The 16,813-nt window shown below is 45.9% G+C and carries 17 protein-coding genes; 8 read left to right on the forward strand and 9 right to left on the reverse strand.

What is annotated here, in order from left to right; all coding sequences use genetic code 11:
* Positions 1 to 89 precede the first annotated feature (89 nt).
* Positions 90 to 392, forward strand: coding sequence for a hypothetical protein (locus tag ACYOR7_RS10295; protein WP_479913858.1), 303 nt, complete (start codon positions 90 to 92; stop codon positions 390 to 392).
* 508 nt (positions 393 to 900) lie between these two features.
* On the opposite strand, the gene ACYOR7_RS10300 is transcribed toward ACYOR7_RS10295, so the two are convergent.
* Positions 901 to 1,146, reverse strand: a complete 246-nt coding sequence (locus tag ACYOR7_RS10300; RefSeq protein ID WP_479913859.1) for a hypothetical protein — start codon at positions 1,144 to 1,146, stop codon at positions 901 to 903.
* 305 nt (positions 1,147 to 1,451) lie between these two features.
* On the opposite strand from ACYOR7_RS10300, the gene ACYOR7_RS10305 reads away from it, so the two are divergent.
* From ACYOR7_RS10305 to thsB, 4 genes are all read left to right on the forward strand, one after another.
* A complete protein-coding gene (locus ACYOR7_RS10305; protein WP_479913860.1) occupies positions 1,452 to 2,258 on the forward strand; it encodes a transcription initiation factor IIB in 807 nt (268 codons plus the stop codon).
* A gap of 248 nt (positions 2,259 to 2,506) precedes the next feature.
* Positions 2,507 to 3,583, forward strand: a complete 1,077-nt coding sequence (gene hflX, locus ACYOR7_RS10310; RefSeq protein ID WP_479913861.1) for a GTPase HflX — start codon at positions 2,507 to 2,509, stop codon at positions 3,581 to 3,583.
* A 334-nt stretch (positions 3,584 to 3,917) separates the two neighbouring features.
* Positions 3,918 to 4,229: a translation initiation factor eIF-1A gene (locus tag ACYOR7_RS10315; protein ID WP_479914470.1), complete on the forward strand. Its 312-nt coding sequence runs from the start codon at positions 3,918 to 3,920 to the stop codon at positions 4,227 to 4,229.
* A gap of 2 nt (positions 4,230 to 4,231) precedes the next feature.
* Positions 4,232 to 5,875: a thermosome subunit beta gene (thsB, locus tag ACYOR7_RS10320; RefSeq protein WP_479913862.1), complete on the forward strand. Its 1,644-nt coding sequence runs from the start codon at positions 4,232 to 4,234 to the stop codon at positions 5,873 to 5,875.
* Between the two features lie 139 nt (positions 5,876 to 6,014).
* Here thsB and ACYOR7_RS10325 read toward each other — a convergent pair whose 3' ends face one another.
* Complete coding sequence (locus ACYOR7_RS10325; protein ID WP_479914471.1) at positions 6,015 to 8,183, reverse strand: CDC48 family AAA ATPase; 2,169 nt, start codon at positions 8,181 to 8,183, stop codon at positions 6,015 to 6,017.
* Positions 8,184 to 8,367: 184 nt separating this feature from the next.
* Between ACYOR7_RS10325 and ACYOR7_RS10330 the strand changes: the two genes are divergently transcribed.
* Positions 8,368 to 8,565: a hypothetical protein gene (locus ACYOR7_RS10330; RefSeq protein ID WP_479913863.1), complete on the forward strand. Its 198-nt coding sequence runs from the start codon at positions 8,368 to 8,370 to the stop codon at positions 8,563 to 8,565.
* Positions 8,566 to 8,752: 187 nt separating this feature from the next.
* Here the strand turns inward: ACYOR7_RS10330 and ACYOR7_RS10335 are convergent, their stop codons facing one another.
* The 4 genes from ACYOR7_RS10335 to ACYOR7_RS10350 form a co-directional block, all read right to left on the reverse strand.
* Entirely contained in the window at positions 8,753 to 8,917 is a 165-nt protein-coding gene (locus ACYOR7_RS10335; RefSeq protein ID WP_479913864.1) for a hypothetical protein, read from the reverse strand.
* A gap of 94 nt (positions 8,918 to 9,011) precedes the next feature.
* The gene (locus ACYOR7_RS10340) at positions 9,012 to 9,260 is read right to left on the reverse strand and encodes a hypothetical protein (protein WP_479913865.1); all 249 of its coding nucleotides are present in this window, start codon (positions 9,258 to 9,260) and stop codon (positions 9,012 to 9,014) included.
* Complete coding sequence (locus ACYOR7_RS10345; protein WP_479913866.1) at positions 9,244 to 9,468, reverse strand: hypothetical protein; 225 nt, start codon at positions 9,466 to 9,468, stop codon at positions 9,244 to 9,246. The genes ACYOR7_RS10340 and ACYOR7_RS10345 overlap by 17 nt, the downstream gene beginning before the upstream one ends.
* Positions 9,469 to 10,122: 654 nt before the next feature.
* A complete protein-coding gene (locus ACYOR7_RS10350) occupies positions 10,123 to 10,608 on the reverse strand; it encodes a hypothetical protein (protein WP_479913867.1) in 486 nt (161 codons plus the stop codon).
* Between the two features lie 358 nt (positions 10,609 to 10,966).
* Between ACYOR7_RS10350 and ACYOR7_RS10355 the strand changes: the two genes are divergently transcribed.
* Positions 10,967 to 11,557, forward strand: coding sequence for a hypothetical protein (locus ACYOR7_RS10355; protein WP_479913868.1), 591 nt, complete (start codon positions 10,967 to 10,969; stop codon positions 11,555 to 11,557).
* A 315-nt stretch (positions 11,558 to 11,872) separates the two neighbouring features.
* Here the strand turns inward: ACYOR7_RS10355 and ACYOR7_RS10360 are convergent, their stop codons facing one another.
* Entirely contained in the window at positions 11,873 to 12,781 is a 909-nt protein-coding gene (locus tag ACYOR7_RS10360; RefSeq protein ID WP_479913869.1) for a sialidase family protein, read from the reverse strand.
* Positions 12,782 to 13,171: 390 nt separating this feature from the next.
* On the opposite strand from ACYOR7_RS10360, the gene ACYOR7_RS10365 reads away from it, so the two are divergent.
* Complete coding sequence (locus ACYOR7_RS10365; RefSeq protein WP_479913870.1) at positions 13,172 to 13,717, forward strand: hypothetical protein; 546 nt, start codon at positions 13,172 to 13,174, stop codon at positions 13,715 to 13,717.
* Positions 13,718 to 15,238: 1,521 nt separating this feature from the next.
* On the opposite strand, the gene ACYOR7_RS10370 is transcribed toward ACYOR7_RS10365, so the two are convergent.
* A complete protein-coding gene (locus tag ACYOR7_RS10370; RefSeq protein ID WP_479913871.1) occupies positions 15,239 to 15,709 on the reverse strand; it encodes a M23 family metallopeptidase in 471 nt (156 codons plus the stop codon).
* Between the two features lie 197 nt (positions 15,710 to 15,906).
* Positions 15,907 to 16,713, reverse strand: coding sequence for a lipase family alpha/beta hydrolase (locus tag ACYOR7_RS10375; RefSeq protein ID WP_479913872.1), 807 nt, complete (start codon positions 16,711 to 16,713; stop codon positions 15,907 to 15,909).
* Between the last annotated feature and the right edge of the window lie 100 nt (positions 16,714 to 16,813).

Below are 16,813 nucleotides of genomic sequence, written 5' to 3' on the forward strand. Positions count from 1 at the left end.
GTATTGCACTTAATACTTCCTCTATCAAATAATAGCCTGCATACCAACTAACTGGGTTATACATACATGAGAGCGCAGGAGAAGTAGAGTTGCGCCTCCGTCCATATTCAACCAAGTTAAATGTGTGGAAGAGAAGGAGGCAGGCGATATCTCTCATGCGCGACATTGCCGGAACCAAAGTGCAGATTGGCAAGGCGCCAATGTGCTTTGCCGCAACAGTCCTGTACATAGCCTGCAGAAAAAGCTGCAGTGGCATAACCCAGAGGACCATTGCAGAAGCAGCAGGTGTGACGGAGGTCAGCATCAGAAACAGGGTTAGGGAATTCACAAAAGAACTCGACTCCATCGACACTGTTGTTGTTATCTCTCCCAGTATGCTTGACCTGACATAACGATCTCCCCTCGTATTCATTAGCTGGGGTTATAAGCGGGCCTACGCTACACCTTCATCGGTAAGTAAATTTTCTTTGCAAAATAGTTTTCCGATGAAAGAACGGCATGTGGAACACATGCAAAAGACTGTTGTAAAGTACGTAAAGGGCCTGTCCGAAAACGCTTCTTCCTTTGAGAAAAGCCGGTAGTTTACGAGAATTGAAACAGCTAGAGCGATGCCTCTCACATGTACAGAGTAATTTGTTAATCTGTTCCGGAAGAAGATCCTAGTCGTACAGGCTCTGCACATGCGACGTTCTCGGGCTTGTGGAGTTGCCTCAAAGCACATTGAGGCTTTGCAGCCCTATATTTCGATCCACACATTGGCGCGCATGCGATGTACATATAATACCTGCAAGCATGATGTTCGCAGAGAAAAATAGATGAAATATCACAAAAAAATCTACTTTGTAAATCTTGCTTTCAATGGCTACCCTTTAACAATCTAGAAACGTCACATTACAACAACTATTCTACTAGATCCAGAGCAAATTTCAGGTCGTCAATTTCCTTCTGGATAATCTGTCTTTCCGATTCGTCACCATATTTCAAGAGACGTTCGCATGCTTGAAGCTCTGCAATCATTATCTCCTTTCTGTCAAGACAGAGTGCGTGGTATGTATCTACAAAGGAATATGCCACCCTGCCAGAAGCCGTGCAGCCGCACGTTTTTGCGATAAGAATATGGTTTACCTCAGAATCCCCGATGTTCATCGAAAGAGCACTGGTCTCATGGCATATACGACGTTCTGGATAAAAGTTAAGTACCACTAACCTATTTTACATTATTTGCACATAAGAAACTCGTATGCCACTTGTTAGCAGGGTTATTTATATACTCGAATCACGTATTTAAAACTACTAATACGTAACATGTTCTGAGAAGTTAATTCTTCTCCTCACCCGTCATTGTAATGCAAACTTCAACCCTATGTTGTATGTGTAACAGCGGACGCATGATTACAGACACAGAATGTGGCGAGATCATATGTAGCAGTTGCGGCCTCGTATCGCAGGATATGATGACAGATGGCCGCGCAGAATGGAGAGTCTTTGGCTCGGATGGTGATAATAATAACAACCGGCAAAGGGTCGGCGCGCCAAATTCCCTTGCATTCCACGATATGGGGCTGTCCACAATCATCGGAACGGACCGCAGAGACTCTACTGGACACAAATTAGACACATCAATGAATTCTGCGATGCAAAGGTTACGGACATGGGATTTCAGGAGTCTGGCTCGTTCCTCTGCCCAAAGAAATCGGATGACGGCCTTTAGCGAACTTGGCAGATTGAAGGACAAGCTTGGCTTATCGGCTGCAATAGTGGAAAAGACGGCTTATATTTACAGAAAGGCCCAAGAGAAGCAGCTGATAAAAGGAAGAACCATCTCATCCATATTGGCCGCAGCCCTATACATGGCATGCAGGGAGATGGGCGCTCCAAGGTCACTCCGCGAGACTGCCGAGATCACCAATGTCAAGACCAAAGCGCTTTCACATCACTACAGGCTACTAGCTCGTGAGCTCGACATCAAAGTTCCATTGATAGACCCGGCGAGATATATTGCAAAGATAGCGAGTAAGACAAGGATCAACGAAAAGACGCAGAGAATTGCAATTGATACAATGAAAGAGATTATCAAAAGAGAATTATCGGCCGGAAAGAACCCCGTGGGACTTGCAGCAGCGGTTTTGTATAGCTCTTGTTTGAGCAACAATGAGAAGATAACCCAAAAAGAGATAGCGGATGCGGCGGGCATAACAGAGATAACTGTCAGAAACAGATTCAAGGATCTGAAGGTCAACCTCTCCATTTTGAATTAGATGAGGTGGATGACAAATGCCCATGCTGATGTTAAAGTGCAAGAGTTGCGGAGAAGTGTTCCCAGGGATTTACGTGCCAGAAGGGAGCACCGCGAATTTTAAGTCAATTGCTACAAGCTCGGATACCTCACATGTTTGCTCCAGAGGACACGAGAACGCGTATCTTACAGAAGATTACATGGATTGGTCCTAGAAAGTTGTCGTCCTCTCCCTCGTCACATCAACCTTCCTTCTCATCTAGCAAGCCCATGAAACCTGTAGTTCTTGTAAGCTATCCGGATGTCTTTACGGTAGAAGAAGCAAAAAGCCTTGTAGATTCCTCAGGTCGTGCTATCGCCAGGGCGTTTACTCAAAAATATCTGAACCATTCGCGATATGGGATTGGATCGGGTAAAGCGGAGGAGATAAAAGAATTTGTAAAGGAATCCAAAGCAGAACAGATAGTAGTTGACGAACATCTTACATCGAGACAGATATACAATTTGGAAAAGCTTGCCGGTGTGCAGGTGATTGACAGGGAGCGCCTAATACTTGACATATTTTATTCTCGGGCCACTTCGACGGAGGCAAAGCTGCAGATTGAACTTGCGGAAATAGAGTACGAAATGCCACGGGTCAGAGAAAACGCCAAACTGACTTCTGGCGGAGAGCGTGCCGGCAAGGGTGGCATGGGAGAGTATGTAGTAGATGTACGATTCCGCGACTTGAAGAGACGCATGACTTTTGTAAAAGAGAAATTGAAGAATGCTCAGCGAAAACGCGAACTCTACCATCAACAGAGAATGAGGACGGGGATGCCGATTGTTTCTCTAGTGGGATATACCAGTTCAGGCAAGACTACATTATTCAATCTGCTGACGGGCGAACACGGGCAAACTTCTGGCAGTTTGTTTACGACCCTCTCAACGACAACCAGATCATTAAGAATCCACAATGAGCATCAAGTCTTGCTCACCGATACTGTCGGCTTTATCAGCAGGCTTCCGACCTACATGATAGACGCATTCAAATCAACGCTGGAAGAATCACTGGCGGCTGATCTGATTCTGCTCCTCATAGATGCATCAGAAGGCATTCGGGAAATTAGAATAAAGTACGCTGCTTGCAAAAGCGTACTTGAAGAGCTAAAAGCGGATAGTTCAAAGGTGCTTGTCGTGTTTACAAAGTATGACCTGCTACTAAATCCAGAAGAGACGATGAAGCAGATTGCGGAGGATTTAGGAATGTCGAATCCGGTTGCTATATCCTCGAAGAGTGGCTATGGGATTAGGAAGCTTGGGGCTATTCTCAGCCAGCATCCCTATGTTGTCAGTGCAAGTAAGTGACTGATATGAGAGATATTGTAGCTTTGAAGCGACATTACGCTAAATGGCTGCTAAATTAAGATAGCTTTTACACGTTTACAGGTTGTTTGTGCATTTTCTTTTATCTAAGGTTAAGAGTCGACATTTGGAACCCAAATCAGATTAATTATTGCCAGTATATGGCGATTTGTACGTGCTCATTTTGCTCGCCATACGCCCAATGTTTATGGCCTTTCTAGAGTCTGCGACTCGATAATGAGAGAAAGGGGGGAGAGAGAATAGCATCACTGTAAAGCTGGTGCATGTATAGTCATACACTTAAGCGCGGTGTGTGTATCTATGATTGGTCTTTAACATAGGAAAGCGAAGAGTACTCAATGAAGCTCAGTTAAAAGAAATGATGGTGCCCGGCCAGGGTCAACTTTTTGGACGCGTGATAAAGTTGGTCGGAGGAGATAATATCGTAGTTAAATGCACCGACGGCAAGGTAAGGACTTGCAGGATCAGAGGCAAGATAAAGCGTAGGATGTGGATACGCGACAACGACCTCGTGCTCATCGCGCCGTGGGATTTCCAGTCGGAAAGAGCGGATATCCTCTGGCGCTACATCTCAGCGCACGCAGAGAAGATAAAGCAAGATGGTCATCTAGCAGGTCTTGATACATAGTTATGTCATCGCTATCTTTGGTAGGAAACACAAGGGAGGGTATTCCAGTAGTTTTATTGAAGGAAGGGACTTCAGATACAAGGGGAAGAGACGCTCTCAGGAATAACATAGAGGCAGCAAAAATCATTGCATCGATGCTAAAGTCTGTCCTTGGGCCGCGGGGCATGGACAAGATGCTTGTAGATTCTACTGGAAATGTAACAATAACAAACGACGGTGCTACTATTCTAAAGGAAATGGACGTGCAGCACCCGGCGGCAAAGATGATGGTTGAAATAGCCAAAGCAGTAGATGATGAGGTTGGCGATGGAACCACCTCTTCCGTGATCATCGCCGGTGCCTTGCTGGAAAAAGCGGAAGAGCTAATCAAGCAAGGAATTCATCCAACCATAATTGTGGATGGTTATCGCAAGGCAATGAGACAGTCTGTCGACATCATGAACAAGATCGCCGAAGATGTAAAGGTTGACGATCATGTGGCTCTCAAGAATGTGGCAAGAACCAGTATGGAATCAAAAATCGTTTCTGTTGACAGCGACGTTCTTTCTGACCTTGCCGTAAAAGCCATACTTGCAGTGGTAGAGAAGCCAGGGCATATTGAAACCCAAAAGGACAATTATTTCATGCCGGTAGATCTTGATAACGTAAAAGTACAAAAGAAGCCAGGGGGTGCAATGCGTGATTCAAGCATCATCGAAGGCATCATAGTTGACAAGGAAATCGCCCACCCGGGAATGCCGCGAGTGATCAAAGACGCCAAGATTCTTCTTATAAATTCTCCACTCGAGATCGAAAAGACCGAATTTGAGGCTAAAATCATGATAGACCGCCCAGAACAGATGAAGATGTTTCTTGAAGAAGAAAGCACCATGATAAGAACGATGGTGGAGAAAATAGCAAGGACAGGTGCGAATATCATAATTTGCCAAAAAGGGATAGATGATCTGGCTTTAGGGTATATGGCAAAGGCAAACATTTCGGCATTAAAGAGAGTAAAGGAATCAGACATCGCTGCACTGGAAAAGGCGACGGGGGCAAGGGCAGTTACAAATCTAGACGATCTATCCCCAAAAGATCTTGGATTTGCGCAGTTGGTCGAGGAAAGGAAGGTAGAGACAGACAAATGGGTCTTTGTCGAAAAATGCAAGGATCCTAAAGCTGTGTCGATACTTATCAGAGGTGGTTCGGAGAGAGTAGTTGATGAAGCAGAACGGTCCATGCACGACGCGCTCATGGTTGTAAAAGATGTCGTTGAGAAACCAGCAGTTGTTGCAGGCGGAGGATCTCCGGAGACATATGTGGCACAGAAGCTTAGAGCATGGGCAACTAGCGTTTCGGGAAGAGAACACTACGCCATCTTGGCATTTGCAGATGCCCTCGAATCGATTCCAATTGCATTAGCGGAAAATGCAGGCATGGACGTAATCGACACTCTCGCGGCAATACGGTCAAGGCAATTGTCTGAAAACAATCCCCGGATAGGAGTAGATGTAAAAGAATTAAAGATTGCAGATATGAGCAAGATACACATCATAGAACCGCTCAGGGTCAAAGAACAGGTGTTAAAATCGGCTACGGAGACAGCCGCGATGCTATTAAGGATAGACGACATACTTTCGGCATCACGCACTGGTGCAGGGCAGTAAAGACTTCAGCATATGCCAGTAGACGGGACAATAATTTAGCCGGCCAACAGTAACTGAATCAATTTACAATAGTGAGAGGCAGATTTGCATATGCTTAGAGGCCGGCCACATTTAAGAAGAAGACGACGACCTTGATTACCTATCGGTACTGTGACATCACTGCCTTCCCGTCTGGCTTCATTTCTCTTTCTTTTTTGATTTTCTTTACAGCCTCCTCAAAGTGACGCATGGTTATCTCTGCCTCGGATATATGCTTCGTCGCCTCTGCAGGCGTAGGATACTTTGCAAGATACTCTTGAACTACTATTGATACCGCCGTGTTTACTACCGCACTCATATCCGCACCGCTAAATCCATCTGTCAGGCTCACAATCTTTTCTAGATCTATTTCAGGTGCCACATTTTTCCCCTTTACGTGAATGTGTAGGATGCTCAATCTCGTCTTGCTATCGGGGTTTGGAACAAAGACTATCTTGTCGAATCTTCCTGGCCTCAACAAAGCCTTGTCAATCATATCTGGCCTGTTGGTGGCAGCTATCACAACGACGCCTTGAAGTTCATTGATGCCATCCAATTCCGTCAATATCTGTGACACCACTCCTCCAATACCGATAGAGTCTTCACCTCCCCTGGCTGCTGCTATTGAATCTATCTCGTCAAAAAAGATTACACATGGAGATGCCTGTCTGGCTCTGCGGAATACCTCCCGGATCCCTCTTTCCGATTCCCCCACCCATTTACTTATCAATTCCGGACCGCGGACGCTGATAAAGTTAGCTTCTGATTCGGTCGCCACTGCCTTTGCAAGCAGGGTTTTTCCAGTACCTGAAGGTCCATAAAGGATGATGCCTCTTGGCACACGGTAGCCAAGTGTAGAATACAGGTCGGGATACCTTAAGGGCCATTCCACTGCCTCTTGCAATTCTTGTTTTACCTCGTCGAGCCCGCCGACATCATTCCAATTCACATCTGGAGAATCCAAAAAGACTTCTCTCATTGCTGAAGGCAAGACATCTTTTATGGCTTGTTCAAAGTCCGCCTTGGTTATTATCAGCCGGTCAAGATTTTCTGAAGATACTTTTTCATCCTCCAAGTCGAGCTCCGGCAACATCCTGCGCAGGCATTTCATGGCCGCCTCTTTGCAAAGATACTCCAGGTCGGCACCAACGAATCCGTGAGTAATTGCAGCGACCTTGGATAGGTCCACGTCTTCATATAGTGGCATATTGTGAGCGTGGATCTGGAGGATTTCTAGACGTCCGCGCTTGTCTGGCACCCTGATCTCTATCTCTCTGTCAAACCTTCCGGGGCGCCTCAAGGCTGGATCCAATGCATTTTGCCTGTTGGTTGCGGCAATCACGATGACTTTGCCCCTCGCTTCAAGGCCGTCCATCAGCGACAAGAGCTGAGACACGACGCGCCTTTCAACTTCTCCCATCACCTCTTCTCTTTTTGGAGCAATCGAATCGATCTCATCGAAAAAGATGATAGAGGGCGCCTTGTCCCTTGCCTCCTTAAATATTTCTCTCAATCGAGCTTCCGACTCTCCATAGAACTTGCTCATGATCTCGGGGCCCGAGATGCTGAGAAAGTGTGCATTGGTCTCATTGGCCACCACCTTGGCAAGCAATGTCTTGCCTGTTCCAGGGGGCCCGTACAGCAGGACGCCTTTTGGAGCCTCTATCCCCAGTTTTTCAAAGATTTCGGGGTGCCGGAGAGGGAGCTCTATCATTTCACGGACTTTTTGTATCTCATCCTTCAGGCCGCCAATGTCCTCGAATGTAACATGTGCGATCCCACTCCGGACCACTTCGCTTTCGGTAATGTGAAATATCGTCCCTTTGTTAGATAGAGTTGGAACAGATGCAGGTGTTACGGCTATTACTTCAAAGGTAAGCCTTCCTCCAAAATATGGTACCGTGACCTTGTCACCCTTGACAATTGGGATATTGTCCAGCGCGTCTGTAAGGTACTGCTCGTCAATCTGGGGCACTGATTCCACAGCAGCCAGTGTTACCTTCTCAGCAGCAACCGCCTTTACCTTTGTTATGGTTACAGCATCGCCTATGGCTACTCCGGAATTGCTTCTCGCCAGGCCGTCTATTCTAATCACTTGCCTGCCTTCATCGCTTGGGTAAAGGGGCATGCATTTGGCAATGATCAGTCGCTTTCCACCTGCTATTTCTATGATATCGCCGGCGGACGCCTTAAGCGAATCCAATGCCTCATAATCGATGCGAGCGATGCCACGTCCTACATCCCTCGTATACGCCTCAAGGATCTTTAATGAAAAACCAGTTTTTTTCACAACAGTAATCGAATATACTGGACATGAACAGACCCTTAAAGCCTCGTATTTGCGATCTGGATACGCCTGACGCATCAGATCCTAAATTATGAGGCAACTCAGGATTCGATGAAAAAAGACTGCAAGCCAAAGATTAAGAGCCTGAGAAGATGCACATGCTCTTAGAGGAGTAGAAAAGAAGCATATGGATGAACGAGAATACGATCAGCTAGATGCGCTCGCTTCAAGTACTACAATGGAAATTAGCAGATTAAGCCTCATAGTAAGGAACTTGAGGGAGCGAATCGAGTCATTAGAAAGGAATCAGACGGAATTGATGGACAAAATCAACAAACTGGAAAAAGAAAAAGAAGCAAGTAATGACGAAGACGATAACGAGTGATAAACAGTTTCTACAGATACAAAAAGATCTACTTGATTAGAAGCACTGGAATGAGGCATATGGCATGCATACGAAAAGGTTTAGCATACGGGTCGAAAAACTCGCGGTACAGTGCTCAAAGACCAGCAGTGCAGGGATTTTGTGATTCCCCGCATTTCGAAGCTGGATGTGACCCCCTCGACTCTCTCTACTTCTTGGCAAGTTCTTCAGGGAAGTATTCCTGGCAGATAACACACTCTCTGTCCAGCTCCTTTACTCCTCCTCTAAAGTCTGCATGTTCAGCCAAGTGCACCACCACGAATTCAAGATTCTCCCTTAGCTCATCTGAGCTGAAATTACTCAGTTCGGCCATGGAAAGTCTATTTGCAAGCATGACATTTGAAACTATCGCAGTTTGCCACTTTTACAAAGTGACAGAGAGAATTTACAGACAATAAAAGGAGAAGTTAGAGCTTGGCAAGCTCATCGGCAAAGTAGTTCTGACAGATTGTGCATTCCTTGTCAAGCTGCATTATCTTGCCTCTAAAGTCAGCATGGGAGGAGACATGTCTGATTACAACTTCAATTCCTATCTTGGCTGCCTGAATGTCTGCACCTGTTACTTTTGACATGTCTATAAGAAACGCATCAATAATTTTAGAGACTATCGGTCGTCCTCCCCTTGCGGCCATTGCCTCTTCAATCCTGTTGTCCATTTCCTCTATCTATCTTCCTCTCAAATTCCTTGTGAATCTCCTTCTTTAGCTCATCACGCAATTTGGATTCCATGCCCAACTTGGACTGGAGTTCCTTCACTTCCGCCCGCAGCTTATTCTCTGTAAAGATTGTCAGATGGTCAATTGCCTTCACGTATTCCAGCTGGATGTCCTGCTCTGTTGGCCTGTAGTAGCTGCTGCTCTTCAAGCCCACAATCTTCTGCAGTTACATCTTTACAACATTTCTTCCTTTTCGCAGATGACAGGCAGATGCCGAGACTCTCCTCTCTCTCTTTTTCTTTTCCCCATGCACTGCACGACAGAAAGGCGCATTCGCGCTATTGCCTCTTCTTCCAGAGGAATGGAATTATGTAGGCAGCAAGACCGGAAATCTGTATAGCCTGTATGCCAGTGCACCGCAATGAAGGTTTTTTTGATGCACAACTCTTCTCGTACACACTAGTCGAAACATGAAATAGAAGATTCCGGAACTTGTAGATATTATTATGCCATAGTTAATTCGTCTGGTCTTTCCTTACATAATTACTTTATTGTATTAAGCTCTAGTGAGAGGCACCACCATGCAAGCCTCTTCAAATGTACATGTGATTGCAGGCAGTATGACGCTGATGGTACTGGTCTTGGGTGGATCCATGGCTTACTCGCTCTCTACTTACTTTGCGATGTGGAAAAGTGAACAAGCCGAAGGTGCCAAAGCCCAAAATCTCACCATAGGAGCGGTCTTGCAATCAAACGGCAAACCGATAAGCGTACCTGTCGAAATTCGATCCGCCGACCAAGGTCACCAATTACTAAAGAAAGGAAACACCCCAATCGTCTTTTTGGGTGCAGAAAACACGAACTATGTCGTCAAGGTAGGTGACACTTTCCAGTTCGCGTTCGTCAAGTGGATGTCCGGAGATAGTACTAGCAGTGTTAGCAGTAATAGTAATAGCGATAACGTCAAGCAGGTCAGGCTTTTCAAATCAGTGCCTGCCATGGAATTGACCGCTTTTTTCAAAAATAAAGATCCAAGGCCATCTCCCACACCACCATCACCATCAACATTCCATCCGACATCCAAACTGTCAGTAAGTGCCTTCACGGCTAACGGTGAGCCATTACACATGCCTGCAACTATCCAATCAGGCAAAGCAATCGTAAAAGCCGGACTGCTAACCCCATTTACATTTCGAGGGACACCCGGTAAGACATACACGTTGACACTCCACGAAATCAACAATGACAGAGGCAAAGGTGTCGGATCGGCAGCGGCAGCATCGTTGTTTTCGCCACCACCATCATCGCCATCATCATCACCGCCACTACATGTCTTACCTCTTGGCAAACCTTTTAGCGACTCGAAGGATCACCGTAAACCCCTTCCACCTCTAAGTACGATATTCAATCATTGGCAGGACGACTCCGGCAACACGAATAGAGTACGCACTATTACACTGCCCGCAAACAGCGATGGAGTGCTGAACCTAGTTGGAATCTATAACAAAGGTGACAGGGTAACTTTAGAAGACCTGGGCATATTGCAGCTTGTGTCACATGACTTGTACAATACGATTCGAGACGGGCCTAACCCTGGCAGCATAGAAGACGAGAGGCTTAACCTCAGCACTTTACTTGACCACGGACAAGATCAGATAATTCAAGGCGGAGAGCCAAGGAATAGTGAAAATATAGCCATCCATACCGTGGCAGTAAACCTTGGCAGGATGTACCTGGGCCTAATTGCCGGTGGAGTCGAACCAGACGAAGCGAGAGAAAAGACTGTCAAGGTGTACCTGGCGATGCTCAAAAAGGCATACATCAATGCTTTCCATGAACCACTTCCTGCGGCAGCACCCAATCCCCATGACGAAAAGCCGGACGGCTCTGAGAACCTCACGGGCGACTTGTCATTGAGGGCCGTGCATTCGTACGTGCCGGGTCACATTATCGTAAATGGAGTGGACATGCCGATCCTCGACCCGTCACTCAGAGGCAAGACTCTCTCAGCCAAGGACATGCAGCAGCTGTCAAAGCCGCTTGATGGGACGTTTGATCCTGTATTTAGAAACGTCACCATATTCCTCCCGCCGCCAAACCCGCCGCCAAACCTCTTTACAATCGACCTCTTTGAGAGAGACAGCAGCTTTGCAAAGCAGTTTGGGACCGACGTTTCGTTCGAGGAGTTTATGGACGAGCTCAAGGACGGGCGTTTTAACCGGAACGAACAGGTAATGAACTATCTGAGAGAAGACATAGCGGCGGGTCTCCAGACTTCCTCCGGGGAGGATGGATGAGTAGAGACGCAGGGAAAGAGGAGAAGAAGTAGGACAAAAGGAGGAAAGAGAGGAAAGAGCGAGAGTGGCAGCCACGATCCCAAGTTTGAGAATAAGCTCGTATTCTACCTAAATCAAACGGATGGATTAAATTCGCAACCGTACCTGTAGATAGGGATACAATCCTTCTTTGAGTTGAAGAAAATATTTGAAAATAAAAAAGAAGTCGGGCCACGGCATGACGATGGTGGCGTGGCTACGACGGTATGGCATTTTACGTTCTTGGCTTGAGGGACTTTTCTTTCATCCTCTGCCCCCAAACCCGGACAGCACTATTCATTGTCCGTTAAACGTGGACAAGGATATGCCTGTATCGTCTCCTACGTTCTTCCAACCCAGGTATAGCTGTCCTTCGAATGTTGCCAAGGCCGGTTCGTCTGAAGTATCCTTGTCGTCCAGGACGTGATGTCTGGACCATTCCTCCCCGTCAAATGATGCCAGGGAAATTGCCGTGTCATCTCCTCCATGCTTCCAGACCATGTACAGCTTGCCTTGGTATTCAGCCAAAGCCGGCTGGTTCGTAGTTTCGGTGTTGTCCAGGACGTGATGTCTGGACCATTCCTCCCCGTCAAATGACGCCCAGGATATTCTTGTATCGCCCTTCGTACCCATCCACGCCATGTACAGCTTGCCCCCAAATGTCGCAAAAGCTGGAGCGTCGTCCGTTTCGGTATGGCGCTGTACCTCCGGTTCAGACCATTCCTTTCCGTCAAAGGTTGCTAGCGATATTCTTGCACCATCTTCTGTACCCATCCAGCCCATGTACAAAGTTCCATTGTATGCAACCAATGCCGGCTCATCTTTACTTGCGGCACCGTCCAGTTCTTCCGGATCCGACCACGATTTTCCGTCAAATGACGCCCAGGATATCGCCGTGTCATCTCCTTCATGCTTCCAGGCCATGTACAGCTTGCCTTGGTATTCAGCCAGTGCAGGGTTGTTTGACGTTTCGGTATCGTCCAGTACCTGCACTTCAGACCATTCCTTTCCGTCAAAACTTGACAATGATATTCTTGTATCATCATCTCTACCCATCCATGCCATGTACAGCTTTCCATCAAATGTTGCCAGAGTGGGAGCGTCCGCGGTAGTTCTTTCGTCAAATACCTCCGGCTCTGACCAGCCGCCGTTGGAGGAGCTTGCAAAAGCTCTTTGCGGAGTCAGAGCGCTAGGTGAAATTACCATTCCAATTGACAGCAAAGTGATAACTGAAAAAGCTACCACTAGTTTTTGTGCAGCAGAATGTTCTAACGCCATATGCATTCCCTGTTGAGAACTTTTGTCGCATTATAAATTTGCTACAAATTCACTCTATTAGTATTTATTATTAAAGAAAATGGTAATAATCAAAGTTTTTGCATTCTATCTAAATCTTATATTAAAATCATGTACGCGACATCCTTTTGCATTCAGATTCAAACGTTTAAGCTAACAGTACCTTTTCGGTCTCTGTTAGCTAACGTCGGCTAAAGGATCGTCTCAAGAACGTTTTGGCCGATGATAGGTTAACAGTATCGATTTTCGCACCCCTCGCCCTCAAGATTAATTAGGTTAGGATGAGGACGTTATGACTAGTTGAGAGCCAATTTTATAGATATTTTAGAACTTTTGAAATTAGCGAAGTCGCTTGGCCCCATCGTCGCAAGTAAAGAAGGTGCCAATAGTGCGTACAAAAACCTTACACAATCAAGGTTATTTGCAAATCACAATTTGAATGAGCTTTCAGAAACAGAGGCTGCAGAATTGGTTTCTAAAACTGGCATTCAAGAAATAGACATTGGTTCGCCTGAATTTCTCGGCTTTTATGCTGCCGAACCAACCGCACAACAATTTGGTACCAAGTCACTATTCAACAAGAATCAAACTTTGCCGTTGTTATGCAAGTTATCTGAGATTGGGCAGCATAGCAACCTCAACTATGTGCAAGCAGTCAAGAACAACGAATTTGCATTTCATGTCCTGAAAATGCAAGGCAAATTCTACAAGGCGCAGCCAGAAGACTTGATAGAACTAAGCATATTGCTCTTGCCAGATTCGATAAGAGAAATATTGAAGAAATTTGGTATGACCGACGACGCGCTTCGCAAAATGCTTGCAAGCAAACTTAAGGGTACAGATTGAGGAGTGCTCAGGTCTAGTAACGGATTCTCAATTGATAAGATAATGACGTTGGCTTGAGCGGGACAATAACATGTCCTATGAACAGCTTTGTTCTCATGCTGTCTCTAGTTGGCAGTAGTTCTAGTCTTGGCGCGTGATGCTTAGCATCAAAGGCATAGGAAAATTTACAGAGTTACAAAGTTCTTGCTTTTCTGACACAGAGAGGCAAAATTCATGTCCTTAACGCAATTTGTGACGTAAAGTGGTTTATTATATCCTTATTTGCTGCTAAAAATGCATGTTTTGGGGCATGTGGTGCTCAATATTCATTTTTATAACAATTGCGTACCATCTTCTATCAGGTGCACCACAGGGCTTGCATCTGACTCCAAGACAGAGAATAGCCACGAATGCCCTGCCGTGAATACCCCTCTTGCGGCAGGGCCGCTGCAACTGAATCACACTCGGACCATGTACGGGGCTGTCATTGCGCCCTCGCCCGCTCTCATGCATGACTTCTAAATGATTGCCCGGGCGAGGGCCATTATCCGTTGATTATATATGCGTCTAGCAGCAGGCTCGACTGTTTTACTTGCTCATTTTCGTCATAGAAGAAGAAGGCTTCTTTGCGCCGACTGTGATCAAGCCAATAGGTTAGGGCGAACCGCAGATTTTGCAGTAGACGTGGCAGCTAACTTTTCGCCAAGTTTCATAAAGACTTGTTCTTCCTGTTCAATCTTGTCGAAAACTTCTCTTGGAAGGCCGCAGCCGCGACACGAGCCTAGTGAATATTCGTTAGGCTTGCCACAATTGGGGCAATCAATCGCTTTGTATTCAACCATAGAGCATGTACTATCTCATAGTATAGAAGCATAGCGGTTCATGTTATAGAAGTTGCAACAGTATTTGTAAGATTTACACGATTTATTAGATTGACACACTCGAAATACATTACGCTGCGAACTAGATCTGTCAATGAGAGTACCAGACAAGATAGATTGCCTTTGCGAAAAGTTCGTTTTTGACCAGTTTATTGTTATGACAAACATGTTCTATAATACTTCGTCAGGTGTGTGTGCCTTAATACATCTGAGCGTTAGGTGTCTTGTAAGCCCTCGCCGGCCTTGTTGTTTCGACGGCGAGGGCCAAACTTACTCTTGTAGTCTAGTATAGACACATCATGGCAGAGGGCTATTCAACATCAAGGTTTGTGACTGTTGGCAGTTCAAATAGAGCGCGATAAAACCAACTTACCTGCTCTATAATACAATTATTGACCATTAATGCGTCCTAAGTGCAGTTGGGCTATGACAAGTGTGCGCAACAGCCATTTCTATAACTCTGAGGTAGCATTACACTATCTGGTACACAATTGCGCCTTGTCATCAGGCTTCGTCATGGCTACACCTGCAAGCGTCTAATCAAGCGCCCCCTCGTTTGCTACCCCGCAGCGAGGAGGAGGGCTTTTAATCAGTAATCAAGCAGGCGGAGTTGTCTGTCTGTCCGTCTGGACGTCTGACTCTTTAAACAATGTCGTTGCAACTAATTGACAGCAAAATCTTCTATCATCAAGGTCTCAAAATCAGTCCATATGTTGTTGCTGTTGTTGCTGCTGCCATTAAAGACAAAGACATGAAAATGAAGATGCGGGACAAAGGTAAATCCAGTCATGCCAGTCTGGGCGATGAGCTGCCCTGCTTGAACTTGTTGGCCAACACGGACTTTGGCGCTCATGTGTGCGAGGTGATCGTAACGAGAATACTCTCCGTGCAAGTGTTGTAAGACTATAAAGTTGCTATCAAACCAGTAGTTCATGGTTGGGCCGCCTTTTCGAGAGTCACTTTTGACATATGTGACTATACCATCAGCTGCGGCTAGAACTGGCGTATTCTCGGGAACAAGAAAGTCAACTGCATTTCGGAGTTTGCCTATATGGGCAGGGGATGATGTCCTATCTATGGCAATCAAAGCATCTTTTGGGACTGGCAATCGATACCTGTTACGCGACTTCATCAAGAGTTCACCAGTACGGCTCATCTGTCGTGTTTAAGCGTTATATAGCTAGAATGAATCATAATTGAAGAGCTTGAAGTCCTAAAGATACTGCCGGCAAGTCCCTGCCGTCTCAGCCACGAAATGCTGTACACAGCAGGTACTAGAGTATTATTAACTGCCACCGCGGCTTTATGAATACACAATCCGCACATTCTTTACCCTCCGACTAGAACATTACGTGTAATGTTGTACTCTTGCTCTCCAAGCAACTCGGCATGCGAGTGGGGAGTCCTTCCAAGGCTCTGAAAGTATTTCTCTGACTCAACACTGCTAACTGCAACCAAGTCATCGTCGGGTCCGGGGATTAATGGACTTCCTCCGAAGTCGTGTAGCCAGTCGCCGGCAATCGTGTAGTATTTTACGTTTGGATTCATTTGTGCTTTGGTTGCGTTGGCTCCTGTTCGGATGTCCAGTGTAGCAGGCATGCATATGTTTGCAGAGTCAGCAAGCGGGCTGCCTGCATTTGGCGTTCCAAGCATAACAAGATTTGATACATCCTTGGTTCCGTTGGCGAGATATACCCGTGCGTCAATTCCTCCTTTGCTGTGTCCTACAATATTTACTCTGTCTGAGCCGGTCTGCTTTTTGATTGTTTGAATCTGTTCGCCTAATTCTGTAGCATGTCCAAGTGCCGCTCCGCATTTGTCATCTGACTTTTGAAAAGTAATGGGATAAAAGGAAATGCCATCTTTTTTGAGCAATTCCTCCCATTTGCCCCATATTGATGCATCTTCATTCCATCCGTGAACTAGCAAGACCGGAAGGTGTGTGCTGTTAGTAGTAATAGTAATAGTATTAGGCGAGGAAGCAGCAGAAGCAATTGCAGGGGTCTCGAGAATAGTCGAACGAACAGCCACAATAAAAGAGGTATTATAAACAACACTAATACTGATAGCAACTGCCAGCGTAAACGCTACTGCTACCGTTGTGGCAATAACGACACTATTTTTCTTAATGCTCACAGCATATCAGCTTGCAAGCAATTAATGTCACTTTCGCCATATAATTATGGTATTTTGATCGGTTGAAAACTGTATGTAATCGTTCTCTCTTGCATTACTA

It is taken from the genome of Candidatus Nitrososphaera sp. 86-2 (genome assembly GCF_056726185.1).